This window comes from Flagellimonas sediminis, from assembly GCF_010500845.1.
GTDB lineage: Bacteria > Bacteroidota > Bacteroidia > Flavobacteriales > Flavobacteriaceae > Flagellimonas > Flagellimonas sediminis.
In genome coordinates this window covers 340,072-366,693 of record NZ_JAAAMI010000002.1, presented here as the reverse complement: position 1 = coordinate 366,693, position 26,622 = coordinate 340,072, and the positions used below count along the sequence as shown (strand labels likewise).

General features: G+C 42.5%; 27 protein-coding genes. 18 read left to right on the top strand and 9 right to left on the bottom strand.

Translation table 11 applies throughout. The features are described from left to right. The first annotated feature begins 134 nt into the window (after positions 1-134). On the top strand, positions 135-605 hold the full coding sequence (locus GTK07_RS06280; RefSeq protein ID WP_163634150.1) for a hypothetical protein: 471 nt from the start codon (positions 135-137) through the stop codon (positions 603-605). A gap of 6 nt (positions 606-611) precedes the next feature. On the opposite strand, the gene GTK07_RS06275 is transcribed toward GTK07_RS06280, so the two are convergent. After that, positions 612-2,198: a trehalase family glycosidase gene (locus GTK07_RS06275; protein WP_203583745.1), complete on the bottom strand. Its 1,587-nt coding sequence runs from the start codon at positions 2,196-2,198 to the stop codon at positions 612-614. 85 nt (positions 2,199-2,283) lie between these two features. Here GTK07_RS06275 and GTK07_RS06270 point away from each other — a divergent pair, with 85 nt between their 5' ends. Then, the gene (locus GTK07_RS06270) at positions 2,284-2,922 is read left to right on the top strand and encodes a GntR family transcriptional regulator (RefSeq protein ID WP_163634148.1); all 639 of its coding nucleotides are present in this window, start codon (positions 2,284-2,286) and stop codon (positions 2,920-2,922) included. Between the two features lie 58 nt (positions 2,923-2,980). After that, the gene (locus GTK07_RS19175) at positions 2,981-3,124 is read left to right on the top strand and encodes a hypothetical protein (RefSeq protein WP_203583744.1); all 144 of its coding nucleotides are present in this window, start codon (positions 2,981-2,983) and stop codon (positions 3,122-3,124) included. A gap of 2 nt (positions 3,125-3,126) precedes the next feature. Here GTK07_RS19175 and mobA read toward each other — a convergent pair whose 3' ends face one another. Further along, positions 3,127-3,732: a molybdenum cofactor guanylyltransferase gene (gene mobA, locus GTK07_RS06265; RefSeq protein WP_163634146.1), complete on the bottom strand. Its 606-nt coding sequence runs from the start codon at positions 3,730-3,732 to the stop codon at positions 3,127-3,129. A 42-nt stretch (positions 3,733-3,774) separates the two neighbouring features. Next, positions 3,775-4,035 carry a MoaD/ThiS family protein gene (locus GTK07_RS06260; RefSeq protein ID WP_163634144.1) on the bottom strand — a complete coding sequence of 87 codons (261 nt, stop codon included), beginning with the start codon at positions 4,033-4,035 and terminating at the stop codon, positions 3,775-3,777. A 237-nt stretch (positions 4,036-4,272) separates the two neighbouring features. On the opposite strand from GTK07_RS06260, the gene GTK07_RS06255 reads away from it, so the two are divergent. Continuing rightward, positions 4,273-5,355 (top strand): vWA domain-containing protein, encoded by a 1,083-nt coding sequence (locus GTK07_RS06255; protein ID WP_163634142.1) that lies wholly within the window; start codon positions 4,273-4,275, stop codon positions 5,353-5,355. Positions 5,356-5,428: 73 nt separating this feature from the next. Further along, positions 5,429-6,376 carry a 3-keto-disaccharide hydrolase gene (locus GTK07_RS06250; RefSeq protein ID WP_163634141.1) on the top strand — a complete coding sequence of 316 codons (948 nt, stop codon included), beginning with the start codon at positions 5,429-5,431 and terminating at the stop codon, positions 6,374-6,376. Between the two features lie 52 nt (positions 6,377-6,428). Here GTK07_RS06250 and GTK07_RS06245 read toward each other — a convergent pair whose 3' ends face one another. Beyond that, positions 6,429-7,037: a 3-keto-disaccharide hydrolase gene (locus tag GTK07_RS06245; protein ID WP_163634139.1), complete on the bottom strand. Its 609-nt coding sequence runs from the start codon at positions 7,035-7,037 to the stop codon at positions 6,429-6,431. A gap of 148 nt (positions 7,038-7,185) precedes the next feature. On the opposite strand from GTK07_RS06245, the gene GTK07_RS06240 reads away from it, so the two are divergent. Further along, positions 7,186-7,353, top strand: coding sequence for a hypothetical protein (locus GTK07_RS06240; RefSeq protein WP_163634137.1), 168 nt, complete (start codon positions 7,186-7,188; stop codon positions 7,351-7,353). Here GTK07_RS06240 and GTK07_RS06235 read toward each other — a convergent pair. From GTK07_RS06235 to GTK07_RS06220, 4 genes are read right to left on the bottom strand one after another with little or no spacing between them, the layout of a single operon-like run. Next, on the bottom strand, positions 7,350-8,795 hold the full coding sequence (locus GTK07_RS06235; protein ID WP_163634135.1) for a M14 family zinc carboxypeptidase: 1,446 nt from the start codon (positions 8,793-8,795) through the stop codon (positions 7,350-7,352). The genes GTK07_RS06240 and GTK07_RS06235 overlap by 4 nt on opposite strands. Positions 8,796-8,800: 5 nt before the next feature. Next, complete coding sequence (locus tag GTK07_RS06230) at positions 8,801-9,460, bottom strand: peptidoglycan recognition protein family protein (protein WP_163634133.1); 660 nt, start codon at positions 9,458-9,460, stop codon at positions 8,801-8,803. Beyond that, positions 9,457-9,882, bottom strand: a complete 426-nt coding sequence (locus GTK07_RS06225; protein WP_203583743.1) for a 3D domain-containing protein — start codon at positions 9,880-9,882, stop codon at positions 9,457-9,459. The genes GTK07_RS06230 and GTK07_RS06225 overlap by 4 nt, the downstream gene beginning before the upstream one ends. Before the next feature lie 41 nt (positions 9,883-9,923). Then, a complete protein-coding gene (locus GTK07_RS06220) occupies positions 9,924-10,796 on the bottom strand; it encodes a pirin family protein (RefSeq protein WP_163634131.1) in 873 nt (290 codons plus the stop codon). Between the two features lie 52 nt (positions 10,797-10,848). On the opposite strand from GTK07_RS06220, the gene GTK07_RS06215 reads away from it, so the two are divergent. Continuing rightward, positions 10,849-12,183, top strand: a complete 1,335-nt coding sequence (locus GTK07_RS06215; protein WP_163634129.1) for a serine hydrolase domain-containing protein — start codon at positions 10,849-10,851, stop codon at positions 12,181-12,183. A gap of 271 nt (positions 12,184-12,454) precedes the next feature. On the opposite strand, the gene GTK07_RS06210 is transcribed toward GTK07_RS06215, so the two are convergent. Then, positions 12,455-13,297, bottom strand: a complete 843-nt coding sequence (locus GTK07_RS06210; protein ID WP_163634127.1) for a 1,4-dihydroxy-2-naphthoyl-CoA synthase — start codon at positions 13,295-13,297, stop codon at positions 12,455-12,457. Between the two features lie 377 nt (positions 13,298-13,674). On the opposite strand from GTK07_RS06210, the gene GTK07_RS06205 reads away from it, so the two are divergent. The 11 genes from GTK07_RS06205 (at position 13,675) to GTK07_RS06155 (ending at position 26,619) form a co-directional block, all read left to right on the top strand. Further along, a complete protein-coding gene (locus GTK07_RS06205; protein WP_163634125.1) occupies positions 13,675-15,309 on the top strand; it encodes a serine hydrolase domain-containing protein in 1,635 nt (544 codons plus the stop codon). A 197-nt stretch (positions 15,310-15,506) separates the two neighbouring features. After that, positions 15,507-16,265: a DUF6090 family protein gene (locus GTK07_RS06200; RefSeq protein WP_163634122.1), complete on the top strand. Its 759-nt coding sequence runs from the start codon at positions 15,507-15,509 to the stop codon at positions 16,263-16,265. 142 nt (positions 16,266-16,407) lie between these two features. Further along, positions 16,408-16,998, top strand: coding sequence for a hypothetical protein (locus GTK07_RS06195; protein ID WP_163634120.1), 591 nt, complete (start codon positions 16,408-16,410; stop codon positions 16,996-16,998). A 97-nt stretch (positions 16,999-17,095) separates the two neighbouring features. Next, the gene (locus tag GTK07_RS06190; protein ID WP_163634118.1) at positions 17,096-17,812 is read left to right on the top strand and encodes a VIT1/CCC1 transporter family protein; all 717 of its coding nucleotides are present in this window, start codon (positions 17,096-17,098) and stop codon (positions 17,810-17,812) included. Between the two features lie 366 nt (positions 17,813-18,178). Continuing rightward, entirely contained in the window at positions 18,179-18,745 is a 567-nt protein-coding gene (locus GTK07_RS06185; RefSeq protein WP_163634116.1) for a porin family protein, read from the top strand. A 267-nt stretch (positions 18,746-19,012) separates the two neighbouring features. Next, positions 19,013-20,779 carry a serine hydrolase gene (locus GTK07_RS06180; RefSeq protein ID WP_163634114.1) on the top strand — a complete coding sequence of 589 codons (1,767 nt, stop codon included), beginning with the start codon at positions 19,013-19,015 and terminating at the stop codon, positions 20,777-20,779. A gap of 52 nt (positions 20,780-20,831) precedes the next feature. Further along, a complete protein-coding gene (locus GTK07_RS06175; RefSeq protein ID WP_163634112.1) occupies positions 20,832-21,719 on the top strand; it encodes a carbon-nitrogen hydrolase in 888 nt (295 codons plus the stop codon). A gap of 1 nt (position 21,720) precedes the next feature. Beyond that, entirely contained in the window at positions 21,721-22,761 is a 1,041-nt protein-coding gene (locus tag GTK07_RS06170; protein WP_163634110.1) for an agmatine deiminase family protein, read from the top strand. Continuing rightward, positions 22,761-23,234, top strand: coding sequence for a YybH family protein (locus GTK07_RS06165; RefSeq protein ID WP_313790741.1), 474 nt, complete (start codon positions 22,761-22,763; stop codon positions 23,232-23,234). Before GTK07_RS06170 ends, GTK07_RS06165 begins: the two co-directional genes overlap by 1 nt. Before the next feature lie 108 nt (positions 23,235-23,342). After that, positions 23,343-24,872, top strand: a complete 1,530-nt coding sequence (locus GTK07_RS06160) for a CocE/NonD family hydrolase (RefSeq protein WP_163634106.1) — start codon at positions 23,343-23,345, stop codon at positions 24,870-24,872. 64 nt (positions 24,873-24,936) lie between these two features. Beyond that, positions 24,937-26,619 carry an N-acyl-D-amino-acid deacylase family protein gene (locus GTK07_RS06155; protein WP_163634104.1) on the top strand — a complete coding sequence of 561 codons (1,683 nt, stop codon included), beginning with the start codon at positions 24,937-24,939 and terminating at the stop codon, positions 26,617-26,619. The last annotated feature ends 3 nt before the right edge of the window (positions 26,620-26,622 follow it).

Sequence of the window (26,622 nt, the reverse complement as noted above, 5' to 3'; positions counted from 1 at the left end):
TGTTTGTGGTCATTAAACGGCACACAAGGCAGTTTAGTGTACTTGATTGTCCCTGATCGACAAAATGCCCGGGGCCCTTCCCCCAATTTCATCGAAATAATATTATCTTTCCCATTGATAAAAATGATTTCCCCATGAAAAACCTAAAAAGTATTTTCCTTTTTGTTGTGTCCTTGTTGGTGTTCATTGCTTGCAGCGATGATGATGGTGGCTCAACAACTACGGAAGTGGATATTTATGGAACGTATGATTTGCAGGAAGTGAATGTAAGCACGGCTGTGGATGTGGATGGCGATGGCTCTTCCTCTACCAATTTGATGGACGAAGCGGATTGTATTTCAGGAACGTTGATTATCAGGGAAAATATGACCTGGCAGTTTGAACAGACCAATTTTACGGTGACCAGCATCACCAATAACCAAGTTTATGTAGACTGTTCCGGTAGTAGCCTGGGGACGGGAGCCTGGGCCAGTGACGGAGTACAGATTGCATTCCAAGGGAGTTCTTTATTGGGTACCTTGCAAATAAGTACCAACCGAATCATCAAAGTCGAAGGTGAGGATTTACCTGGTGTGCAGTCCTATGTCTATGTAAAAAGACAATGATCCAATTTAATTGGGGCGTTCCAAGTCTTTCAACAATTGTTTAAAGCCGAGAGCTACTCCGTTGGTCCAGCCAAAACCATCCTGTGTGGGGTACTCCCCTCCTCCCGAAAGCAAGGATAGGTCCTCCACATTGTATTTTTCCATCATTTTTCCAGTATTGGCGTACACCTTTTCGTTTAAGGTGAGCCACCTTATCATGATTTCCTTGGCCTCGTCCACGTAGCCATAGTTCAACAGTCCGTTAACAGCCAACCATTGTAACGGTGCCCAGCCATTTGGAGCGTCCCATTGCTGTCCGGAATGATCCAAAGTGGTGACCAATCCCCCATCCTTTAAAAAGGTGGTCATGATCATATCCTTTACTTTTTCTGCCTGTTCTTGGGAGGCAAGGCCAAAAAACAAAGGAGTGACCCCCGCCAATGTTGGTGCGGTGGTCATTGATCCTTTCTCAAAATTGTAATCGTGGAAATAGCCGTCCTCGGCATTCCAGAAATATGTTTCAATGGCCTTTTTTCTTGTTTCCGCCAATGTTTCAAATCGCTGTTGTGCAGAAGTATCCCCTTTGATGCCGTTGGCCTTGGCCAGTGTTTTTTCCATAAAAAACAGTAGGGAATTCAGATCGACGGGTAAAATGGACAGAATCTCGGTGGAGCCGAGGCCTCCCTTCTCCCCGAACCAACGGGAACTAAAATCCCAACCCGAAGCCGCAGCGGACCTTAGGTTTTTGTAAAGCAATCGTTTCAAAGAATCGTTCGGTAAAGAACTGGCCAATAAAAAATCTTCTTTATAGGATTCTGGTCTTGGGGTATTACCGGCATCCCAATACCGGTTAAGTGTTATGCCGTCACTTAGATTGACCACTCTTTTTTCAGGGTCAAGGCTATCCCCTTTTTGGGCCCCTTCCATCCAATACTGGTATTCCTTGGTCATTTGTGGAAGGTATTTTACAAGTAATTGCTGATCTTTTCTGGCGATGGCATCAACCATTAGAGCAAAATAAGGAGGTTGGGAACGGGTTTTATAGTAATCCCTAGTACCGTTTGGTATAAATCCTATGGAATCGATCAAAAAAGCAAAATTATCCACCATGCTTTGGGCCACTTCCTGCTGTTCGTCCACCAACAGTCCTTCCATGGTGAAGTAGCTGTCCCAATAATAGATTTCCTGAAAACGTCCCCCGGGAACAATGTAGTTATAGGGCAAAGCAATTCGGGTGGAATGGGAGATGACACTGTCCGGATTTCTTTTCAGCTTGTCCCACATATGCGAAATGTGGGTGTACATGTTTTGGGTGGTATCGAGCTCAAATTGAAGTCCTTTCATGGATTTGTCCTCAAAGTTGTCCGATACAAAATTTTTTAAGCTAAATGATTGATTGTCTTTTCTTTGAAGGTACTCTTCTTCAAGTATTGCTATATTCTTTTTAGGGACCAGATCCACAAAGGTTTTGGAATCTTCAAAAATACCTGACATCTGTACGTCCTTAAACAGTTGGGTATTATAAAAACTGACGGGCTCCGTCTCAACAGGTACATCCTGTTTGCATCCAATCAGAAAGACGATAATAAAGGCAGTAAATAACCAATTTTTCATTGTGCAGTGTTTAAACTCGTTTAAATATAGGATAATAAGCGCAATTTCAACCCGTTAAATCGTATACGATTTGTAATTTGCGATCATGGGCAACACAAGGGTTTTACGGGACAAAATTAAGGAACATCTATTATTGCAAATTAGGGAAGGACGCTTGGGAATAGGCAAAACCATTAATTTGGCGGCCTTGTCAAGGGCAACCGGAATAAGCGTTACCCCCATTCGGGAAGCGCTGAGCCAATTGGAACATGCCAGGGTCATAAAGGCGGTACCCAATCGCGGATTTGTGGTTTCCCCATTAAGCAAATCAGAGGCAAAGGATATTATCGGCACCATTGCCCAATTGGAGATCATGGCGTTGGAGGCTTCACATTTAAACAAGGCCGAAGTTGGAGACTTAAAAGATATTTTGATGCGTATGGAAACCTTCGATGATCCTTCGGAAGGGATGCAATTGCATCTGGAGTTCCATAGCAAATTGGTTCAAGCGTGCCAGAACAAAATCCTTCTTCAAGTTTTGGACGACTTACGCCTCCGATTGTTCTTTTATGAACATCAGCTCATTGACAAGGTACATTTTCTGGAAAATATTCTTCGCCAGAACACATCCATTGTTGAGGCCATTGAAGAGGACAACGTTCCCACGGCGACCTTGCTCCTCAAAATGAATTGGATGACCATCCTAAATTTAATGGTTGCCCAAATGGACGTTAAAAAAGGTTAATCTTCTGACTATCAAAATAAAATAAGTGTAATTTCGTTCTTGGTTAAAACACGTATCCATGCAATTCTTGAACAAGGAAATCGAAGCCCTTACGAAACGCAGAAAGTCCCAATCGTTGGTCAAAAAACAGGTTTCTTGTGGAATTTTCCAAGATTTGGAACTTGCTGGTCTGCAATCCAAAAAGATCGCCACCAAAAAATAATCCTACTCCCCATTCGACTGAAGTTTTCGTTTGGCCCATTCGTAATCGGTCGGACTATTGGCATTGAACAAAGCGATGTCCTTATCGGGATGAACCAGTTTGAAATCCGAAACCATTAAAAAATCCCGTGGGGAATGTTTTTGGGTTTTATCAACATAGGCTTTTACGGCCTTCAGTCCAGAGACTTCCCAAATGGCGAACAAAGGTTCGGGAACCTGCCCGTTGTGATGTGCATAAGCGGTGGCCAATTTATCAGTATCCCGCTTCCGCACCAACTTTTGAAGGGAATGATTGTCCACAAAGGGGAGGTCACAGGCCAATACCAACCACGCCACGTTCGGATACTTTTCATGCGCACTTAAAATTCCGTTGAGAGGGCCTTTGTATTGGTCCATATCCTCAATTTGCTGAAAATCCCAATAACCAAACGACTGCCCTTTTCGAGTCCCCACAAAAACTGCATCGCATATTTGTCGAAGGAGTTTCATCAGGTATTCGCGATGCGGACTCTCGTGGTAAACGATTTCCCCTTTATCAGTGCCCATACGGGTGCTCTTGCCCCCATCAAGGACCAAACCATATAATGTTTTATCATCCGGCGCACCCATATTTCCTAAAGATACGCAGAGAAAACGGATCAATCCTGAATTTTACTTCCAGTGTAATTCAGGGGGCGGTATCAGAGCAATCTCATCATAGGAATTGATTATTTCGTGGTCTTTGGCGTAGTTGTGGTTCACGGCCACGGCCAACGATGGCAGATTCTTGAGTCCTGGGTACGTATTGCCCAAAAAGATCTTGAGTTCGCCTACGGTTTTGGGCAATTTCTTTCCGGTTATGCTGGATGTGGGAACGGACAACGTGGGGCTGCCCACAATCTCTTTGGCGGTCCCGTATAAAAGTATCGTCATAATATCAACCTAAATAAAATAAAAGTCTGTCTTTGATTTTGGTTAGCTAGGTTGGTATGTAGTTTGGATAGGGAACACCTCCCATTGGCGGATGAAATTATTAAAAATTGCACAGATGGTTGTCAATTTAACAACCCCATTGTTTTTTTAACTTTTCTTTAAATCAATTTCACCGACCCAAAATACTTTTCGGGCAATTTGTGCGTTTTGCATGCAGAACCTTAACTTTTTTTGAAAATGAAAAATGTATTTCGATATTTCTTCCTAGTTTCTTTGACCCTTGTTATTTTCTCGTGTGGTAATTCGGATGATGACGTTCGTTTTGATATTAACAATAGTGAATTGGGCCTAGGCGAAGAACCGGATGATTGTCTTGGTTTTGGTGAGAATGAGTTATTGCTCTCCATTCAGGATGAGTATACTACCTTACCCGGGAAAGTTTCTATTCTCTTCAAGGTTTCCAATCTTTTGGGGAATCCCATTTCGGGCCTTACCGCAGATGAATTCACCATTTATGAACAGGGACGAAATGACGACTGTTTCAATTTAATATCCCCTTCGGAATCCCAAGCTAGGATTTCCCCCAATTCGCAGGTATTCAACAACAACACCATATTGGTGCTTGATTTGAGTAATAGTGTATTGGCAAGTAGCTTGACGGAATTGAAAGCGGCATCCACTAGTTTTATCAATAACGTAATGCCTTCCCCAGAGACCCCATCTTTTAAAATGGCCATTTATTGGTTTGATGGTGAAGATGAATTGCATTTGCTCAATCCCCTATCTTCTTCGGCAACGGAGCTTACTGCTGCTGTGGACGGCATTACGGCAGACATCAGTAACGACCCCAGCACGGATCTATATGGAGCGGTGATCAAATCCACCAAAATTGCCGAAGATTTATTGAGGGCCAATGCCAATGTGATCGGGGCGTCTTCCGTGGTATTGTTTACCGATGGTACCGATCAGGCCAGCCGTTACAAAGAGGCCGATGCCTTAAAAGCGGTCAATGAAGCCAGTAGGAACATTTCGTATTTCACCATTGGCCTGGGTTCGGAAATTGATACCGAAGTACTTTCCGAAATAGGGAAGACGGCCAGTGTCTTTGCGGCCAATAAGGAAGAATTGGAACTTACTTTCAATGAAATTTCGGAGCGTGTGGCCGAGCAGGCCAATAGTTTTTATCTTTTTGAGTATTGCACCCCAAAACGGGATGGTAGTGGAGTGAGCAATCTGGTTATACGATTGAGCCACGGAGGATTGAAAGGTGCCGTTCAGACAAAATTTGACGCCAAAGGTTTTGAAGGAGGATGCCTGTAAGTTTCTAAAGGAATTTACAGGAATCTTTTTTGGATAAATCCGTATCTTGGATGTCAATAAAACTGAACAAACTATGACATTCCGAAAAAAATCTTTACGCATTCTTTTTCTGTGCTTCATTTTTGGAGCCGCATTTAACACCTATGCCCAGCACATCAGCCCTCTGGAAGGAAGATGGGACCTTGAAATGGACTTTATGGGCAAAAAAGCCCCATCTTGGTTGGAAATCCGACATTCCGGTACGGCAACTTTGTTGGGACGTTTTGTGTTTGCCTTTGGTAGCGCAAGACCTATTTCTGAAGTAAAGGCCTACGGTGACAACAAATTCACTTTTAGTATCCCCAATCAATGGGAAGCCAAGGGAAGCGACATGATTTTTCATGGTGAACTGACCGATGGCAAAATGAAAGGCACCATGATCTTCACCGATGGCACCGTAATGCATTGGACCGGTGTAAAGGCTCCTGAACTTGCCTATACTGAAAATGCAAAGTGGGATAAGCCTATCAATGTTTTCAACGGTAAGGATTTGACAGGTTGGCATGTGGATGGAGAAAAGAACCAATGGGTGATCAAAGATGGTGTGTTGACCAGTCCTGAATCAGGTTCCAACTTACTGACCGATCAAAAATTCAAGGATTTTAAATTGCATGTGGAGTTCCGTTATCCTCAAGGGAGCAACAGTGGTATCTACCTTCGGGGTCGTTATGAGGTGCAGATTGTGGACAGTGAAGGATTGGAGCCTTTGGATATTTACCTAGGTGGGGTTTACGGATTTTTGGAGCCCAACGAGAATGCCTCCAAACCAGCTGGTGAGTGGCAGACATATGATATTACCCTGATTGGGAGAAGGGTAACCGTAACCCTTAATGGTAAAACAGTTATTTGCGATGCAACCATTCCGGGTATTACTGGAGGTGCCATAGATAGCAAAGAAGGTGAACCTGGACCATTCATGATTCAGGGAGATCACGGTCCTATTGAATACAGAAGTTTTGTGGTGACCCCTCGTAAAGAATAGTTTCTGAAACAGACAAGCATAAAAAAAGCCCGATTTAATCGGGCTTTTATTTTTACTGTACTTCCACAGGTTTTACTTTGATGTTGCGCCATTTAACCTTGATGCCGCCGCCATCGTGAATCTGAAGCGCAATGGCTCCAACACCTTCCCCTATTTTTTCGTCGGTAAGGTGAACCATTTCAACTCCGTTCAACCAGGTAACAATATCTGAGCCGTGCACCCTAATTTTCATGGTATTCCACTCCCCCATTTTAAGTGCTTTATCCTTTTCAGGTTCGGGCTGGATCAACCAACCACGGCCATAGGACTCATAGATGCCACCTGTATATTTTCCGGGAGGGGCCACTTCAACTTGCCACCCGCTGACCTTGGTGCCTTCAAAAGTGGAACGAATGAACACCCCACTATTACCATCGGCTTCCTGCTTAAATTCGAGGGTAAGTTCAAAATCCTTGTAAAAATCCTTGGTGGACAAATACCCGTATTCTGCTTTGGGGCCGCTTTCACAAATGAGCTCGCCGTTTTCAACGTACCATTTTTCTTCCCCGTGAACTACCCAACCGTCCAGGTCTTTTCCATTGAACAGATCCTTGGCTTCCTGGGCCGAAACCGTTTTAATCACCAAAACGGATAAAATAGCAAATGCAATAAGTTTCTTCATTGTGTAGTCAATTTGATGAAGAAAGATATACAATTCTCTTCCAAAACTGTCAAAAAAATAGGGTTTTTGGCCCAATAGTTGTTTTACCTATACAAACAACTACTGACATCCTACCAATAACTGAAGTTCAACCTCAAAATGATTCGCTATGGATGTTGTAAAGGAAATTATTCAAAGTAGTGCCATTGGACCACTTTCCTTTGGCTATAAAAGTGCCGTGCTCATTCTCTTCGGACTTATCGTGAGTATTTTATTGATTATGCTGGCCCTTTTGTTGAGTCATGGCGCCAACCTGACCTTTCACTATGGTTATTAACGATAAATGAGTCCGTTTCCGGTTTCTTGATTCTCTAAAGGTTTGTTCAGATCGATCAGGAAACCATTGATTACGGCATGGGTCAATCTGCCCTCTTTTTCCAAAAAGAAAGTAGGGTTCATACCAGGTTGAAGATTAAACCCCTTGAGTTCGAAATCCTCGCCTACCCTATTTATGGGCATTTTAACAGAGGAACCTTCTTGCGGTAGTTTTCCCTTCACATAGGCAATGCCCTGTGACAGTACTTTCAAAGGATTGGTAACAGTTTCCATCGTCGCTACCTTTGGTGGAACGATCTTGTATCCAGTGGCATCAAAGGTTTCATAAGCGTAAAAGGTACTCAAATCGCCTTGGTCACCAATGGAGCTCCGGTAATAAAAATCGTTGTGTCCCTTTTTGTCCACTTCATTTTGCATGATACCAAGATCTAGCACGTAATCCTTGCCCAAAAGCTCGTAAGTGGCGTTTGTAATTTTTAGGTCGAACAGCATGCGGTCGTTCTTCGGAATCTTTTCATAATCTTCCGTTGGAATACTCTCATAACTTTTGGTAGCTATCGTATACAGTGCGGATAGAATGGAAACATAATTCAACTTACGAATTTCCTGCTTTTCCCTGTCTTCCGGATAACCACCGGATTCAATCAATATAAGACTCGTTCCCCATTTGGCAATGTTGTCCCCAAAAGCTCTAGGTTCAAAATCATCGCTATACCGACCCACTTGGCCAGGAGCATAATTTTGGATGATTTTGTCCATAAACACAATGACCTTCATGGCCTTGGCCCGTACATCGTTAATGTCTTTCTCATAGTTATATGCCGTTGCCAAATACGAAATGGTGGCCGGTTTCTCGGTACGTTCCGCATTGTAGTACCTACTTTGGTCGTGCAGGTTGAAACCAAAGGAAGCATCCAGACTATCACGTAGCCTTTTTAAAGTCTGTCCTTCAGGGGATTGCAATCGCAATGCATCTCTGTTGATATCCACTCCCAAGGCATTCCTTCGCTGGAACACCTCTGCCCCATCCGGATTCAACATGGGCAAAAAGTGCAATTTTAATTTGGATAAGATTACTGCTTTCTCCTCTTTGAAATCTGGAGAGTTCAAAAAATGAAAAATATCAAAAATAGCCTGTGTGGCCGTTGGTTCATCCCCGTGCATTTGTGACCACAGGAAAATGTTCTCAGTTCCTTTGCCGATGCTGATCAAGTTCAGGTCACGACCTTCAATGGATTCACCAACCTTTTGTACCTCAAACTTAGGATTGGATCTTAATTGATCGATCAAGGGCTTTAAATCGGTATGCTTGATACGTCTTTTGCCCAAAGAAGGCTCCTTGTACTTTTCATAGGTTTCGTACAACTTGGAGGTCAACGAATTTTGAGCCGTCAGGGAAAGGGACAGCAATGAAATTGCCAAGGGTAACAGTTTTTTGAACATCTTGATTATTTTGTTGGAACAGGTTTAAAATTAAACTTTTTAGTGGCCTTTCGCACTTTTTCCACGAAATCCATCCCGGGGTCCGTTTTGGTGGTCCGGTATCCATCGTCCACCTCTAGCCAAAGGGGATGTCCTTCAAACAAAGTGTATTCTTGATGGCCGATGACGTATTCTATATCATATTTAGATGCCAAGTATTTAACGAGAAAAATATTGGCCTTCAATTGTTTTTTGGTCAAAGGAAGCCCTTCGGTTCCCCCAACATTTTCGATGCCGATCGCACAATGGTTCAGTCCGATGGTATGACGTGCCATGGTGGTTTCCGGCATCAGTCTGTAAATGGTTCCATCTTGATCCACCAAGAATTGGGAAGAAACGTTAAGTCCACTCACATTCACCAAATCGGGTCTCCAATTGGGTAAGGTGGACCGGTTGAATGTGGCAAACGATTTTTGTAAGGATGGAATGGCTGTCCAGTGCAACACAACCATTTTAGGAATGATTTGAGTGGAATCCTTGTCTAAACCGTATCGTTGGGCCATGTACTCCTTGGTGAGTTCTATACGCTGATCATCAAAGATGATGGGGATATCCACAATCTTCTTTTGGGTTGTACAGGCCATAGCTAAATATGCCAGTAACGCAGTTAATCCAAACTTTTTCATTCAATCACGGTTAATGAGGTGTCAATGGGCACTGCATAACAAATCATGATTTTTTTTCTGCCCCATTCCCTTGCTTTTTTAACGTCCTTACCCATATAAATGTCTATTCTATTCCGCCATTTGGAGTGCATTTTGTCCAAAACATAAAAAGTATCAGGAAAAGTATCGATTTTTACCATGGTATTGTGTACCAACCCCTTTTTTACCAAGTCCCGGGATACGGCAATACTTTTCATTCCAGGTTTCAGGGTATCTCCCCAAGCGGCGATGGAAGGGCTGATGCTATCCGTCTGCCAATGTACCGAATTGTAGGCCGAGGCCGTGACCTCATGCCCTATCCAATCATATTCCGTGGCAGGTTTGGCTTCCTGCTTTTTGGAGCAAGATGTTATGACAATAAAAATGAATATCAGATTCTTCAATACGGATATCGATTTAACTTGGACAGTACATATGCATTCCTTTAACCTGGCAAGGGTACATAGGTTTGATCGTTTGTCATCATCGGGAAAGATTTATTGGCCCAGACTTTTTTGGCCCATTCCAGTTTTTCTTGGTCAGATGAAACAAAATTCCAATAAATATAGCGTTCCTCCGGAAATGGCTCACCTCCGAACAACAGTAAATGGGTATTGGGCTGTAAGTTGATGTTGCAGGTATCCTCAACCTTGGAGACCAAAATATTTCCTTTTTCCACCGTTTCCCCACAGGCTTCAATACCGCCTTCCACGATACAGATGCCGATTTCGCCCTTAAGCATTCCATTCACGTTGAGGGCATAGGCCTCTTTATTGATCACCTCAACCATGAACAAATCTGAATGTACAGGTACCGGTGATTTTTTACCGTATCCCTCCCCTGCCACCAGTTTGAACTGGGTATTGCCATCTTCCCATTGAGGAAGATCTTTTCCGTCAATATGGTGAAATTCGGGATCCATATCCTCGAGAGCTTTAGGGAGTGCCACCCAAATCTGATACCCATGGGCCGTGAAAACCTTGCCATTGCGCAAGTCCTTCGGGGTGCGCTCGGTATGGGTAACCCCTTTTCCTGCGGTCATCCAATTGACCGAACCGGGACTGATTCTTTGGCGGGTTCCCAAACTATCTTCATGGATGATTTCACCTTCCAACATAAAGGTCAAGGTAGAAAGTCCCATATGGGGGTGTTGGTCTACATCCATATATTTGGAAGGCCCCAATTGGGTTGGCCCCATATGATCGATAAAAATGAAAGGGCCTATCATTCTTTTTTTTCGGAACGGTATAAGTCTACCTACCAAAAAATCACCGATATCCCTGCTTCGTTCCTCTATGATCAATCCGATGTTGGACATGTTCTAATTGTTTATCTTTAAAAGCAGAAAGTTACAAATACATACTCTAACCATGAAACTACTTAAGCGTGTTTTACTGCTGCTGATCCTTGTTATTGGAGTGGTGGTCTACTTGAATTACCCCAAATTGAACATTATTTCCGGTTATGCCGCTAAAAATGTGGCCTCCGGGGTTTATGTGGCCCACAGGTCCGCGGCTTCCATGAACCAAATTGATAACAATGTCCCTTTGGTGGAGTTGGCGGTCACCGAGGTGGATGAAAGTGAACAATCCGCATCTTCCACCGTGTATGGATTGATGAAAAGGACGGCAGTGTACCGTGATGGTTTAGGTACCGTGCTCATCAATGATGATTATGACCCTTCCAAACTTACCATCCGACCTCAACGCAATCAACCTTCGGATACCATTCCTTATCCTTATGGCCAGGCAGCTCCGTCGGATTCTATTTTTCCAGATGTGGACATGGATCAGATAAACAAAGCCCTTGCCGTAGCGTTCGCCCATCCAGAAACCCAAAAGACCCGTACCTTTTTAGTGCTGTACAAGGGACATGTTTTAGCGGAGAAATATGTGGATGGATTTGACCAGAACACCCCTATATTAGGATGGTCGATGACCAAGAGTGTCCTGGCCACCTGTTTTGGGGTTTTACAGCATCAAGGTAAATTAAATATGGATTGGCCCGCACCTATCGCGGAATGGAAGGATGACGAACGGAAGGACATTACGTTGAACCATTTGTTGCGCATGCAAAGCGGTTTGGCTTGGGATGAAGATTATTCCGGTATTTCGGATGTAACCCGAATGTTGTTCCTCGACAGCGACATGACCCAGGCACAACGGGATAAAAAAGCCATTGCAAAACCCACAGAAATTTGGAAATATTCGTCAGGTACCACCAACTTGCTATCCGGAATTTTACGGCAACAGTTTCGCAGCCATCAAGAATATTTGGACTTTCCCTACTCCGCCCTGATCGACAAGATTGGAATGTATTCCATGGTGTTGGAAGCTGATATTGCCGGTAATTACGTTGGATCTTCGTACGCATGGGCCAGTACCCGCGACTGGGCCCGTTTTGGACAATTGTACCTAAACAAGGGAAACTGGAACGGGGAACAACTCTTTGATCCTGAATGGGTGGATTACATTACTACGCCAACAATACATTCTGATGGTACTTATGGGGCCCATTTTTGGCTCAATGCCGAAGGCAAGTATCCCGATGTGCCCAAAGATCTGTTTTCCTGTAATGGTTATCAAGGACAATATGTGTTCATGATTCCATCCAAAGATTTGGTAGTGGTCCGTACCGGATTGGCCGAAGAACCCGATTTTGATGTGAACAGTATATTGTCGAACATCGTAAAAGCGCTACCGTAAATCGAGTAGATGCCTTAAAATTGGAGGCAAACCACAACAAAGGGACACTTCACAACAATAATTTCATTTGCGGGAACACTGGTGCTACATTTACCATGTAATTAATTAGAAAGTAATTTTTTCATTTTCATATAGTGTTCTCGTAAAAGAGTCTTGACCCCAGTGGCAGGACTCTTTTTGGTTTTATACATTTCCAATGGGCACGCACAATTATCAATTAACGATAAACAATATTCAATTGTCAACTGTTAATTGGTCATTGCTAATTGAATTACGGAATCCATTTGTCCTTTCCAAAGTCGGGTTTACGTTTTTCCAAAAAGGCATTTCTTCCTTCTATGGCTTCGTCCGTCATGTAGGCCAAACGGGTCGCTTCTCCAGCAAATACTTGCTGCCCTACCATACCGTCATCGGTAAGGTTCATGGCGAATTTCAGCATTTTAATGGAAGTTGGAGACTTGGCCAAGATTTCCTGTGCCCATTGATAAGCAGTGTTCTCCAGTTCGTCGTGGGGCACCACGGCATTCACCATACCCATTTCAAAAGCTTCCTGCGCGGAGTAGTTTCGTCCCAAAAAGAAAATTTCACGGGCCTTTTTCTGTCCCACCATCTTGGCGAGGTATGCCGAACCGTACCCCCCATCAAAACTGGTGACATCGGCATCGGTCTGTTTAAAAATGGCATGTTCCTTACTGGCCAACGTCATATCACAAACCACATGCAGGCTATGCCCTCCCCCAACGGCCCAACCGGGCACCACGGCAATCACTACTTTGGGCATAAACCGGATAAGGCGTTGCACCTCTAGAATGTTCAATCGGTGATAACCATCCTCTCCCACATAGCCTTTATGGCCACGGGCTTTTTGGTCCCCTCCACTACAGAAGGCCCATTTGCCATCCTTGGAAGAAGGTCCTTCACCGGAGAGTAGCACCACACCAATGGAAGTGTCTTCCTGCGCATCGTAAAAGGCTTTGTATAGCTCGCTGGTGGTCTTTGGTCTAAAGGCATTGCGCACATCGGGGCGGTTAAAGGCAATGCGGGCCACTCCGTTACATTTTTTATAAGTGATATCTTCAAATTCCATGGCGGTCTGCCAGTTGGGTGATTCCATAGGTATAGTTTTGTTGCACTACAAAATAACGGAAAATATAGATTATGATGGTTTTGGGTTACAGGTAAAAGGTAAAGAGTTGATGCTGCCGTTGATATCCTATATTGGAATAAACGACCTCTAACCCTTTCATTTAAATGGGAAAGATGGAATTGGTTTCTTATTTATGTGTTATCAATACTTTCTTTTATCCTTTGTAAAAATTATGTTGGATCGAAAGATTTCAAAATCAGCTTCTTGAATCGATTGGAATTGAAAAAATAAATCGATCTTAGTAACAACCGGGAATCGGATCGTTAAAAATCTAATATGCTCCTTACTAAGGTGCATTTTAGAAGATATTCCTGACTATTTTGAGAACAAACTAAATTACATATATGAAGACAGTATTACTTCAAATGACTTTGGCATTGGTTTCATGTACTTCAGTTTTAGGACAAGTTGGCCTATCGGATGCAAAAATAAAATTACTCGATAGTATTGTTGGCCAAGACGTACCTGATAATGCACCGGGAATAGCAACGGCGATAATTCAAAATGGCCGCGTAATTTATGAAAAGTATGCTGGTTTCGCCGATTTGGAGGTAAAATCACCGATCAATAACGCTACACGGTTTAATATCGCCTCCAATGGAAAACAATTCACCGCATTGGCCATACTGAGTTTGGTCAATGATAAAAAGTTAAAACTTTCAGATGATTTAAGAATTTATTTTCCAGAGTTGTATTCCGCCTTAAAGGATGAAATTACCATACGGAATTTGTTGAACCATACAAGCGGAATAAGGGATTGTTACGATTTATGGTCGTTACAGGGGTATACTTGGTGGGAGAAATCCTTTAATAATGAAGATGTTTTAAGATTGATTCAGGATCAATCCGAATTGAATTTTAGGCCGGGCACCAAATATTTGTACAGTAACACAAACTATATTCTTTTGGCATTGATCGTTGAGAAAATTACCAACAGGTCTTTTACTGATTATACAAATGAGATGTTCAATAAACTAAATATGCCCAACACCTCATTTGAAAATAATCATACTAAAATTAGAGGTCAAATTGCAAGGGCCTATTTCAATTTTGGAACCTGGTCCACCTACGATTGGATTTGGGAGGTATGTGGTGACGGCAATATTTTTTCATCCCTAAAAGACCAAATTAATTGGGAGCAATTGATACAAGGCATGGGGTCTACTAAAATCGACAGGGACATCATCATACAGGGTCAAAAACCTATTGATCTATCCAATTTCCCCAATTATGGATATGGATTGGAATTTGGGTCATACAAAGGTTTGGATTATAGTTTTCACGAGGGAGCTACTGGTGCCTGGAAGGCCACGGTATTGCGGTTTCCGCAGCAGAATATTTCATTTTTGACTTTGACAAATTCAGGAAAAACAATTCCCTCAAGCCAGACTAGGCAAATGGTGGACTTAATTTTAGACCTTGACCAAGATAAATCCAATTACAATACTACGCCTGTTGGGATTGGGAAATATGTAAGTGAGGATGAAATTTTAGGAACATACCTTACTGAGAACGACTTTTCCTTCACATTTGAAAAAAGGGACAAAAGGGTATTTTTAAAAAGAGTTGGCAGAAATGATGTTGAGTTGGTACGGGAAGCTGATAATATTTTCCGACAAAAATTTGATCCAGCATTTAAACAGGAGTTCACCTTTAATCCGGATGGGAGGTTAATGGTAACAGCTTATTATACGGATCATGCCCCATACTCCCTTATCAAAACAAATAGTATCCAGAAAGGATATGACTTTAAAAAGATCAATGGTCAATATTTTAGTCATGAAACTAAAACGCTTATAACCATATCACATCGTGAAGACAATGTCTATGAGGTCATCTTTAGGCCAGATTATAAAACCAGTGGGTTACTGGTGTCCAAAGATAAAATGTTAGTTGATTTTTACAGTTTGGAATTTATGGATAATGACATTTTCCTCAATGGGGATAGGATAAAGAAAGTAAGATATACAAGGATTTAGTAGAGTGTTTGGATTTCGGATTTCCACTGAGAAGATAAAATGTTGAAATTCATGGATATATTGTTGAAAAGTACTTTTGAAACGGAAATATTAAATTAATGAACCAGCACTTTTTTCGGTGAACTTAGAGATGTGCACAAGTCAAACTACCATAGAGTCCTCAATTAATACAATTCTTATTGACCAACCCTTAAACCATGATCAAACTCTTTAGAAAAATCAGACAAAATCTACTTTTTGAAAACAGGACAGGAAAGTATCTAAAATATGCCATTGGCGAAATTGTACTTGTGGTCATTGGTATTTTGATCGCCCTACAGATCAACAATTGGAACGATATCCAAAAAAGCAAAGTGATCGAACATCAATTATTGATGGCTCTTTTGCAAGAATTTGAGGTTAATCTCGGGATTTTGGACAGTACCCGGTTGGCCAACCAGGGAATTTATGAAACTGCCATTAAAATTGGGGATTTTACCGGACCATCATTGCCAACAGTAAATGAAAAGGAGCTGTCCATGCATATGGTCGGGGCATTCAAATTTGAACCTAGATTTGTCCCCAATCTTGGGACCATGAATGAAATCAACAATTCGGGAAAATTGTCCCTGATCACGGATCAAGATTTGAGGAAGTCCATTTCAGAATGGCTGTCTCAATTGGAGCTCGTTCATAACCAAGAAAAATATGTGGTGGAAAGAAGGGACAACAGTCAGGATTTTTTTATTACATATGCAAATTTCAGGAGGCATTTGGATATCATTGATGATGCCCTACTCGATGCCACCCCGAGTAGATTCCCAAACAATGATTTCAACTTTCTCACCAACCCAGAATTTGAAAGTAACCTTTATCTTTTTATTGTGGCGTCCATCAATCTGAACAAATCTTTCTATGAGCCATTGGAAAAGCATACGGAGCGGATTATATTAAAAATAAAACAACAAATCGACTGATCCGTTAAAACTAAATTTGGTTGACACATCTGCGATTCCTCATTTACCGACCATCCACAAGATCATGTTTACCATCCGTCAATCAACGTTAAGTCCAATAATTTTTTAAGAGTAACTTACCCCAATGTTACACGTCAAAAAAATGTGGGTCTTATTAGGATTTGTCATGTTAATGGGTCTGCTTTCATATCTTGTACTGTCCCGTAAAATCAACCCGGATCGTTATTTGTTGCTCAAAACGGAAAAGATTCCCTTTAGGGAAATTAGGATAAACGTGTCCAAATACGCTATGGATTTTGAACCACAATTCAAGAGAGGGAACTACAAACTGGGACTGGGCAGAAGCATCGATATAAACAACCTTTACTGTGTACTGTACCGTTCGGAGTATGGTTTTCAGGTTAATTCTTACAATCAATTCGTTTTAAGGAACTGGGACACCGATAAGGTTTTTGTTGTCGGGAAAGTTTTGGTTGAGGAAATACTTGAGGAATACCAAACCATTCAATATTGTATTGAAATCCCTCAGGATTATCAGGCATATCATCAAGAAAAAGAGGGATTGTTGCCCTACTATCAATTTCGTTGGTCCATGACGAGCCCTTCTGGGGGAGGTTTTGATTACAGCTGGGAAGCAAATACATTGTTATGTTCAACAAATGGTGAATCACTACAGTTTTATAGGAGCCGAGGGGCCATTATAAAAGATGATAGATCAGGAATCTTTCCTTGATGACACCTATTTCAATTTAAATAGAACTTCTTGGCCAACTATCTTGCATTTATTGGGTTGATCTACGAACTTAGATAGGTGTGATTAAATCAGTACAATGGCAGACCATAAAGAAGATTTGAAGGCCTATTTGGCACCTCATTACATTAACAGGAGCAATTGGTTGAGGGCAGCGGTACTTGGTGCCAATGACGGTATTTTATCAACAGCCAGTTTAGCCATCGGGGTAGCGGCCGCCAGCGATGGCAGGCCTCCCATTATTTTGGCCACTGTGGCCGGATTGGTCGCAGGAGCCCTTTCCATGGCTGCAGGCGAATATGTTTCGGTAAGCTCCCAAACCGATATTGAAAATGCCGACATTGAAAGGGAAAAACAGGAATTGGAGGATATGCCGGATGTGGAACTGGAACGACTGACCCAAATTTATGAAAGCCGGGGTCTGAAAAGGGAAACAGCCCTTTTGGTTGCCAAAGAACTCACCGAAAAAGACGCCTTGGGCGCACATGTTCGGGATGAGTTGGGATTAAGTGAAATCAGTTTTGCCAAACCGATTCAGGCTGCCTTGGCTTCTGGCGCCGCATTTAGTCTTGGAGGTTTTTTACCGTTGATGGTCACCATTTTGGCCCCTTTACCTGTTATGGAATATTCACTGTACGGTTTTGCGCTGCTGTTCTTGATACTATTGGGAATAGTTGCCGCAAAAACAGGTGGTTCCAACATTATGAAAGCCGTTCTGCGCATCAGTTTTTGGGGAACGGTGGCCATGGGTCTCACTGCATTTGTGGGGTATTTGTTCCATGTCAATCTAGCCTGACCCATAGGAGATTGTTCCGCATAACATTTTGATTTTCAATATTTATCCTTATTTTTAAATCCTAAACATCATCAATCATGAATACTGCACTTATTTTTATTGTTGGCTTTTTTCTGGGCTTTTTATTACTAAAACTGATTTTTGGGAAGAAGAAGGCAAAATAGTTTATGTCAATAATTTTTCATCTAAATAGATAAGTAGTGCACTTATTTGCTATCCCTGCCCAATCCTGAAAGGATACCATTGGACCCAAAGAGAACTTTTGGAAGAAGCTTTTTTGCGTCAACATTTTTAGGATTTGAATCAAGCTTCCCCGCTCACCTCTTATAATTTCGTCACAGATATAAACCCTAAATTTTTAACGTGATGAAAAAAAGTATTTTAATTATAGCTATTGTTTTTATTGGAGGGACCAGTTTTGCCCAGAATTCCAATAATGTTCAATTGGGTGTTAGAGGGGGTGCCAACTTTGCCACAGTGGCCGGCGATGACTATGACAGCCCTGACTCCAGGACTTCCATGTATTTGGGTTTGTTGGCAGAAGCGCCGTTATCCGACCACGTATCGTTACAGCCCGAAGTGTATTATTCCGGTCAGGGATTTGATGTTGGTGATGCACAATTTAAGGTAGACTATATTCAGGTACCATTGTTGTTGAAGTTTTACATTGCCGATGGACTGAACCTTCAAGCCGGACCACAGTTTGGTTTTAAGGTAAACGAGGAGTTTGATTTTGACCCGAATGATGATTCGGTAAGTTTCGATACCAATTCAGTGAACGACTTTGATTTTCAAGGAGCGGCAGGCGTTGAGTACAAATTTCCATCCGGAGTCTTCATTCAGGGAAGATATTCCTATGGTTTCTCGGGAATGGTCGAGGATGTGGATGCCCATAATTCCGTATTCTCCGCAGGACTTGGTTTTATGTTCTAAAGAAATCAATTGAGCAGAATTATAAGAGCTCCATCAATTTTAATGATGGAGCTTTTTGTTTTTGTAAAATTAAGATGAGGTTTTTCTCCTCAATTTAGGTATTGTGATAATATTGCCCTAGGTTCATGTTAATGTTTGGGTTCTTTTATCGATATTGGCCGAAAACAGTTGATTTTACTGGTGATGACATAAAGGTGACATCTAAATGTCGTGGTCTTGACAAGGTAGCCACAATACATTTGTCCAAGAATCAAAACAAAAATAATCATGAACAATACATCAATTGGAGAGCGACTTAAATACCAAAGGAAAATCAAAGGATATTCCCAAGAAGAACTTTCAGGAAGGACCAATGTCACCGTACGGACCATTCAACGCATTGAGAACGAAGAGGTGTCCCCCCATCTGAATACCATCAAACTTTTGGCCGCCGCCTTGGAAGTGGAGGTAAGCGATTTACTGCCCTTGGACGACCCCAAGGAAGAGACCCTGAAGAAAAAATGGTTGCTGCTCATGCACGCCACTCCCCTATTGGGGATTTTTCTGCCCCTGTTCAATGTTCTGATCCCCTTGTTCCTTTGGATACATAAGAGAGAGGACAATCCTATATATAATGAGCACGGGATAAAGATCATCAACTTTCAGATCACGGCATTGCTTTGGGCGGTCTTGTCTTTCATCAGCTTGATCACTGTGGATATGTTCGGGTTCATTTTCTTCATATCCATTGTGCCTATTTGTGTCGGTATTGTCATTTTCAATATTATTTATGTACTGCAGAGGGACAAGTGCTATTACCCTTTGTCCATTCCCTTTTTAAAGTTGAAGAAGAAGCCTGTGTCCAAGGCATTGTGCTTTCTTATCGGAATCTCACTTTTGGCAAGCTGTACAGGACAAAAGATAGAAACTATTGAACGGTTGGATGGCTCCCTGATCACCAAGGATTCCCTCAGCCATAAGATAGACCAACTGATGGCCGATGCCAAGATCACAGGTATGGCAGTCTCCATTTTCAACGACAACGAACCCGTTTACCAACATGTTTTTGGGTACAAGGATTTTCCCAAAAAATATCCGTTGACGGATTCCACCAATATTTATGGAGCCTCGTTCAGCAAAGCGGTCTTTGGGGTCTTGGTCATGAAATTGGTAGAGGATGATGTCATTGATTTGGATACGCCCCTAGAGTCCTATCTACCCAAAAAATTATATGAATATGAGCCCCAGACCCGGTGGCACGATGATTTTTCCAGTTTGAAGGAAGATTCCCTCTACCATAAGATTACGGCCCGGATGTGCTTGGATAATACCACGGGATTCAAAAATTATAGATGGTTTGAACCCGATCAGAAACTCAGGGTACACGGCATACCAGGAACAAGATTTGCATATAGTGGGGAAGGGTTTATTTACCTGCAGGTAGTTTTGGAAAAGTTGACCGATAAAGAATTGGATCAATTGGCAAAGGAAATTATTTTTGAACCATTAGGGATGAAAAATTCCGCTTATGAGTGGAAGCCAAGATTTGATAAGGACTATGCGGTAGGCCATAATGAGAAAGGCGAATCGTTGAAAAAGGACAAGGACAATGAACCGCGGGGCGGTGGAACCTTGGAAACCACTTCCGAGGATTACACTAAATTTTTAACTGCGGTACTCCACAGAAAAATCATTAGCGAGGCATCCTATAATGAGATTTTCACCCCCCACATCATGATCCGAACCGAAAAGCAATTTGATGAGGGAGACAATGTTGTTACCGATAAATATGATGCCATCAATTTAGGATATGGTCTAGGTTGGGGGTATTTTGAAACACCCTATGGCAAGGCAGTGTTCAAGGAAGGGCATGGTAGTGGATTTGTGCATCACTCCGTATTGTTTCCGGAAGCGGGAAAAGGCATTATGATCATGACCAACTCAGAAAACGGGAACAGCATTTTTAAGGAACTGCTAGAAGTGGCCATTGCCGACATGTATACCCCTTGGGAATGGGAGAATTACATCCCGTACGACAAAAATGACCCTTTTTGAAAACAATACAATTATCTTTGTATTGTTTTTTGAGAATATTTGATCATTACACATGGGAAAAAATAAATACACCGTTTCGGTACTTCAATTAAACTTGAACAACACCCCCGAGAACAATTTGAAAAAATGTGTGGAGTGGGTTAAAAAAGCTGCAGCCAAAGGCGCGGAGGTCATTTCGTTGCCCGAATTGTACAGTAGTCATTATTTCTGTCAGAGTGAGGATACAGAGAATTTTTCTTTGGCGGAACCTTTGTACAGTACATCGTTTCATGCGTTCAGTGCTTTGGCCAAGGAATTGGGAGTGGTGATCATTGTTCCCTTTTTTGAAAAACGAATGGCCGGGGTGTACCATAACAGTGCCTACATTATAGATTCGGATGGTTCCGAAGCAGGTTTGTACCGCAAAATGCACATTCCGGACGACCCTCATTTTTATGAGAAATTCTACTTCACTCCCGGGGATCTTGGCTTTAAGACCATCCCTACCCAAAAAGGAAAGGTGGGAACCTTGATCTGTTGGGACCAATGGTACCCCGAAGCAGCCCGGTTGACTGCCCTTCAAGGTGCCGAGGTACTCTTCTACCCTACTGCCATTGGTTGGCATCCACAGGAAAAAGCCGAATTTGGTGAAAAACAACACGGTGCCTGGATGAACGTGATGAAAGGGCATGCCGTAGCCAATGGAGTGTACGTTGCCGCCGCTAATCGCATTGGATTGGAAAAATATTTGCCGGATACTGCTGGAATCGAATTTTGGGGTTCTTCATTCATCTGTGGCCCACAGGGTGAAATTTTGGCACAAGCCTCCCACGATCAAGAAGAAATATTATTGGCCGAAGTAAATCTGGACCTTCAGGAAAATGTACGCCAAAACTGGCCATTCCTTCGGGATAGGAGAATTGACATGTACGGACAAATAACCAAAAGGGCGATTGACTGATATGGCAAAGGCTGCATGGCGATTTCCCGCGGAATGGGAAAAACAACAGGGCATTTTACTGTGCTTTCCACATAATGGCAACGATTGGCCCGGCAAATATGGGGCCATTCAATGGGCTTTTGTGGAATTCATCAAAAAGGTGACCTCTTTTGAAGAGGTATTTTTGGTGGTGGCTTCCGAGGAACTCAAAAACAAAGTGCTTGACCTTCTTCAAACGGCCCATGTAAATGTGGACAAGGTTTCCTTCATCATCCATAAGACCAATAGAAGTTGGATGCGCGACTCTGGTCCCATCATCGTCAAAAACGGTAAGGAAAGAAAGGCCCTCAATTTCAATTTCAATGGTTGGGCCAAATATTCCAATTATAAATTGGACAGGCATGTTCCCGAAAAAGTATCCCAATGGCTACAAGTTCCTTTGGAACAGGTAAAGTACAAGGGCAAACCCGTGGTGCTGGAAGGCGGTGCCATTGATGTGAACGGAAAAGGCACCCTGATCACTTCGGAAGAATGCCTGCTGGATCAAAAAATTCAAGTGCGTAACCCTGGATTCACCAAAACCGATTACGAAGCCATTTTTAAGGAATACCTTGGGGTGACCCATACCATTTGGTTAGGTGATGGCATCAAAGGGGACGATACCCACGGACATATTGATGATTTGGCGCGATTTGTCAATGAGAATACGATTGTGACGGTGGTGGAATCCGACAAGAAGGATGCTAATTATGGAGCCCTGCAAGAAAATTTGAAACGTTTGGAAAGTGCAATTTTGGAAGACGGAAGCAAACCAAGGATAGTAACGCTTCCCATGCCAAAACGGATTGATTTTGATGGAGTAGTACTACCTGCCAGTTATGCCAACTTCCTGATTTTGAACAAAGCTGTTCTGGTACCTACCTTCAACGATTCAAGAGACCGGGAGGCTTTGAACATTCTAGCGGATGTGTTCCCTGGTCGGGAGGTTATCGGGATCAGTGCCATCGACCTTATTTGGGGATTTGGCACCTTGCACTGCTTGAGTCAGCAAATACCTGAATAATGGTTGAAAAGCGAATGGTTTTGAAAAGTAAAATCATATTACAAGTCCTGTTATTGCATGTTTTCTTTATTTCATGCAAGAATGAAACAAACGTTTCACAGATAGGATTATGGAAAAGCGAAATACGTAAAACCGAAAAAGCCTTTTCCGATATGGCACAAAAAGAAGGGGTAGCAAGAGCTTTTGAAACCTATTGTGCCAATGATGTGGTCATGATGCGGAACAACAAATTGATAAAAGGGAAAGATGCCTTGAAAGCCTATTTTTCCAATCAAAATTCTTCGGTCAATTTTAAGCTTTCATGGGAACCTGATTTTGTAGATGTTTCCTCGTCCGGGGATTTGGGTTATACATATGGTAGCTACACATTGTCTTATAGGGATTCCACGGGGAAGGAAATCCAAAATACGGGAATCTTTCATACCGTTTGGAAAAGACAGCCGGACCAAACTTGGAAATTTGTTTGGGACTGATCCCATCACCACTGATTTAATCCACGGGATTCCAGGTTAAAACGATTTTTAAATTGTAACAGGCCACTGTTTTTTCTTACCTTTCTTGGGAAACATTTTAAATTGATAATGAGGCTATTGGCGATTCTTATTGTATTGTTGATCCAAACAAGTTTGGTTTTAGGGCAAACCTCTTTAAAGGAAATTGATTTGGAAAACGGAGACTTCCACGTAGGATTTAAACACTACTTGACCACTGACAGCACCAGAACATACAAAAGAATTTATGATTGGAACAACAAAAGTATTCCAAGGCCCATCCCAATAAGTATTTGGTATCCATCCGGTAAAACCTCAGATAACACTGAGCCAATGAACGTATTGGATTATATGGAAATCCTTAAAGAAGAAGAGGAATGGGAATATTTGCCAAATGATCAAATATTGAATTGGTTCTATTATCCGAACAACCTGGCGAACCAAAACCATCTAGGGGAACAAACAACTGCGCAATATGGAATAAGGCCAGCAGAAGGTACGTTTCCCGTGGTCGTTTATGCACCAAGTTATCAAGCGTCGTCCATAGAAAATTTCGCTTTGTGCGAATATCTGGCCAGTCACGGCTATGTGGTAATTTCTAGTCCAAGTAGAGGTGCTGAAAACCGTTTTTTTGAGGGAGGCACCCCAAAAGATTTGGAAACACAGGCCAGGGATATTGAGTTTTTGATTAAAGAAGTCCGAAAATTGCCTTATGTGGAAACGGACCATATCGCCACTATGGGTTTTAGCTTTGGAGGACTGTCCAACGTTCTGTCGCAAATGAGAAATGAGAACATCATGGCCATTGTCAGTTTGGATGGAAGTATAAAATATCAATATGACACGTTGAAAAAATCCCCTTTCTTTAATGTTGATAAAGTGGACGTTCCTTTCATCCATATGGCCCAAAAGAACATTCCAGAGCAGGTTATGGCTGAAGATAAGATAGACCCGGAACTCAACACCAAGTTTGAATTTTATGATAGTCTCACCAATAGCAAGGCCTATCAATTGAAGTTCCGCAACATGACGCATTCCTATTTCAGTACCTTGGGGGTCTTGTTTCAATCAAGGGATGAAAGGCAGGATAAAAGCGATTCCGAGATTATGGAATCCTATAGGTTGGTATCCCAGTATGCGTTGAATTTTTTGGATGCATTTTTGAAGAATGACCCGGCAGCCCTCAAATTTTTAAATAACGATCCTTCCCAAAATGGAATAGCAAAGGATGTACTGGATTATCAAACCAAAGAGCCAAAAGAAAAAGGATTTGGTTTCAATGATTTTAATGAATTGGCAGCAAAACAGGGCTATAACGATCTTTATACACTTTATCAATCGCTTGTTAAAAAGCATCCTGCACTGGAATTATCAGAAGGGAAATTGAACAATCTAGGGTTGCAACTTGTTTTCAACCCAAAAACATCGGTCAGCGGAATCAAAATATTATTACTGGCAACAACCCTTTATCCAAATTCCAGCAATCTATTCGACAGTTTGGCAGAGGCCTATTTGTTCTTGGGAGATACGGACAAGGCCATTTTAAGCTTTCAAAAGTCCTTGGATTTAAATCCACAAAACCAAAATGCCATCGACCGCTTAGGGCATTTGAGGAAATAAAAAGGTGATTTGCTTATCAACAAAAAAGGATTAACTTGGTTATCTCTCACTAAATAACCGAGTTATGAAGACTACCCCAATCCTGTCCCTCCTTTTTGTTATACTGCTTGTTGGTAGTTGCAACCAGCCCCAAAACTTTGATGTACTCATAAAGAATGGCAGTATTGTGGACGGTTCCGGTAAACCCTCTTACGTGGGAGATGTAGGGATCAATGCCGATACCATTGCTGCCATTGGCAATCTTAATAAAGCAAGGGGAAATGTGGAAGTAGATGCTTCCGGTTTGGCTGTTGCCCCCGGGTTCATCAATATGTTGAGTTGGGCCACAGAGTCCCTAATAGAAGATGGCAGGTCCATGGGCGACATTAAACAAGGAGTAACATTGGAAGTTTTTGGAGAAGGTTGGTCCATGGGGCCCCTGACCGAAAAAATAAAGAAAGAGGAACAGGAAAGCCAAGGTGATATCAAATTTGACATGGCTTGGAACACCCTTGGGGAATACCTGGAATATTTAACGAAAAAGGGTATTTCAACCAACGTGGCTTCCTTTGTTGGCGCCACTACCCTTAGGGTAAATACCGTTGGCTACGAAGACCGTGCCCCTACTCCACAGGAATTGGACTCCATGAAATTGATGGTAAGGCAGGCCATGGAAGAAGGCGCCTTGGGCGTGGGATCTTCACTGATCTATGCCCCAGCTTTTTACTCCAGCACGGAGGAACTCATAGCGCTGTGTAAAGTAGCTGCCGAGTATGATGGCATGTACATCAGCCATATGCGAAGCGAGGGATCTAGGTTACTGGAAAGTCTGGATGAATTGATCCGTATTGCCCATGAAGCCGGAATACGGGCAGAGATCTATCATTTGAAGGAAAGCGGCAGGGACAATTGGGACAAATTTGATGCTGTGGTGGCCAAAGTGGACTCCTCGCGTGCCGCCGGATTGCATATTACAGCCGATATGTATAACTATGTGGCCGGAGCCACAGGATTGGATGCCTCTATGCCGCCCTGGGTACAGGAAGGCGGATATGATAAATGGGCTGAGCGTTTGCAAGACCCGGCCATCCGCGAAAAAGTCAAAGAAGAAATGATGACCCCAACGGATAAATGGGAAAGTTTGATGCAAGCGGCAGGGGATCCGAGTAAAATCCTTTTGGTAGGCTTTCGAAACGATTCCCTTAAATATTTGACAGGAAAGACCTTGAGAGAAGTGGCAGAAATTAGGGGAACTTCCCCTGAGGAAACCGCTATGGACCTTGTGGTACAAGATGGCAGCCGGGTGGGTACCATTTATTTTCTGATGTCCGAAGAGAATGTAAAAAAGCAGATTGCCTTGCCCTGGATGAGCTTCGGTTCCGACGCAGGTTCCTTAGCTACTGAGGGGGTTTTCCTTAAATCCAACACGCATCCAAGAGCTTATGGCAATGTGGCCCGACTGTTGGGCAAATATGTGCGTGAAGAAAAGGTGATTTCCTTAGAGGAAGCGGTTCACAAATTGTCCCAATTACCCGCAACCAACTTGAAGATCAAAAGAAGGGGAAGTTTGTCCACTGGCAATTATGCTGATGTGGTAGTTTTTAACCCAGAAACCATCATGGACAAGGCAACTTTTGAAAATCCACACCAATATGCCGAAGGCATGGTGCATGTATTTGTCAACGGTACCCGGGTGCTGAAAGACGGAGAGCATACAGGCGAATTTCCTGGCCGTGTGGTGCGAGGTCCAGGATATAAAAAGGATTGATAG

What these genes read in the sequence shown, in the direction of transcription:
- GTK07_RS06185 (WP_163634116.1), top strand. Translation starts at nt 18,179, where the DNA reads ATGAAAAAAAGTATTTTAATTATAGCTATTGTTTTTATTGGAGGGACC.
- GTK07_RS06280 (WP_163634150.1), top strand. Translation starts at nt 135, where the DNA reads ATGAAAAACCTAAAAAGTATTTTCCTTTTTGTTGTGTCCTTGTTGGTG.
- GTK07_RS06220 (WP_163634131.1), bottom strand. Translation starts at nt 10,796, where the DNA reads ATGTCCAACATCGGATTGATCATAGAGGAACGAAGCAGGGATATCGGT.
- GTK07_RS06245 (WP_163634139.1), bottom strand. Translation starts at nt 7,037, where the DNA reads ATGAAGAAACTTATTGCATTTGCTATTTTATCCGTTTTGGTGATTAAA.
- GTK07_RS06200 (WP_163634122.1), top strand. Translation starts at nt 15,507, where the DNA reads ATGATCAAACTCTTTAGAAAAATCAGACAAAATCTACTTTTTGAAAAC.
- GTK07_RS06235 (WP_163634135.1), bottom strand. Translation starts at nt 8,795, where the DNA reads ATGTTCAAAAAACTGTTACCCTTGGCAATTTCATTGCTGTCCCTTTCC.
- GTK07_RS06210 (WP_163634127.1), bottom strand. Translation starts at nt 13,297, where the DNA reads ATGGAATCACCCAACTGGCAGACCGCCATGGAATTTGAAGATATCACT.
- GTK07_RS06195 (WP_163634120.1), top strand. Translation starts at nt 16,408, where the DNA reads ATGTGGGTCTTATTAGGATTTGTCATGTTAATGGGTCTGCTTTCATAT.
- GTK07_RS06240 (WP_163634137.1), top strand. Translation starts at nt 7,186, where the DNA reads ATGGATGTTGTAAAGGAAATTATTCAAAGTAGTGCCATTGGACCACTT.
- GTK07_RS06155 (WP_163634104.1), top strand. Translation starts at nt 24,937, where the DNA reads ATGAAGACTACCCCAATCCTGTCCCTCCTTTTTGTTATACTGCTTGTT.
- GTK07_RS06250 (WP_163634141.1), top strand. Translation starts at nt 5,429, where the DNA reads ATGACATTCCGAAAAAAATCTTTACGCATTCTTTTTCTGTGCTTCATT.
- GTK07_RS06180 (WP_163634114.1), top strand. Translation starts at nt 19,013, where the DNA reads ATGAACAATACATCAATTGGAGAGCGACTTAAATACCAAAGGAAAATC.
- GTK07_RS06260 (WP_163634144.1), bottom strand. Translation starts at nt 4,035, where the DNA reads ATGACGATACTTTTATACGGGACCGCCAAAGAGATTGTGGGCAGCCCC.
- GTK07_RS06275 (WP_203583745.1), bottom strand. Translation starts at nt 2,198, where the DNA reads ATGAAAAATTGGTTATTTACTGCCTTTATTATCGTCTTTCTGATTGGA.
- mobA (WP_163634146.1), bottom strand. Translation starts at nt 3,732, where the DNA reads ATGGGTGCGCCGGATGATAAAACATTATATGGTTTGGTCCTTGATGGG.
- GTK07_RS06205 (WP_163634125.1), top strand. Translation starts at nt 13,675, where the DNA reads ATGAAGACAGTATTACTTCAAATGACTTTGGCATTGGTTTCATGTACT.
- GTK07_RS06165 (WP_313790741.1), top strand. Translation starts at nt 22,761, where the DNA reads ATGGTTGAAAAGCGAATGGTTTTGAAAAGTAAAATCATATTACAAGTC.
- GTK07_RS06170 (WP_163634110.1), top strand. Translation starts at nt 21,721, where the DNA reads ATGGCAAAGGCTGCATGGCGATTTCCCGCGGAATGGGAAAAACAACAG.
- GTK07_RS06175 (WP_163634112.1), top strand. Translation starts at nt 20,832, where the DNA reads ATGGGAAAAAATAAATACACCGTTTCGGTACTTCAATTAAACTTGAAC.
- GTK07_RS06160 (WP_163634106.1), top strand. Translation starts at nt 23,343, where the DNA reads ATGAGGCTATTGGCGATTCTTATTGTATTGTTGATCCAAACAAGTTTG.
- GTK07_RS19175 (WP_203583744.1), top strand. Translation starts at nt 2,981, where the DNA reads ATGCAATTCTTGAACAAGGAAATCGAAGCCCTTACGAAACGCAGAAAG.
- GTK07_RS06270 (WP_163634148.1), top strand. Translation starts at nt 2,284, where the DNA reads ATGGGCAACACAAGGGTTTTACGGGACAAAATTAAGGAACATCTATTA.
- GTK07_RS06230 (WP_163634133.1), bottom strand. Translation starts at nt 9,460, where the DNA reads ATGAAAAAGTTTGGATTAACTGCGTTACTGGCATATTTAGCTATGGCC.
- GTK07_RS06215 (WP_163634129.1), top strand. Translation starts at nt 10,849, where the DNA reads ATGAAACTACTTAAGCGTGTTTTACTGCTGCTGATCCTTGTTATTGGA.
- GTK07_RS06190 (WP_163634118.1), top strand. Translation starts at nt 17,096, where the DNA reads ATGGCAGACCATAAAGAAGATTTGAAGGCCTATTTGGCACCTCATTAC.
- GTK07_RS06255 (WP_163634142.1), top strand. Translation starts at nt 4,273, where the DNA reads ATGAAAAATGTATTTCGATATTTCTTCCTAGTTTCTTTGACCCTTGTT.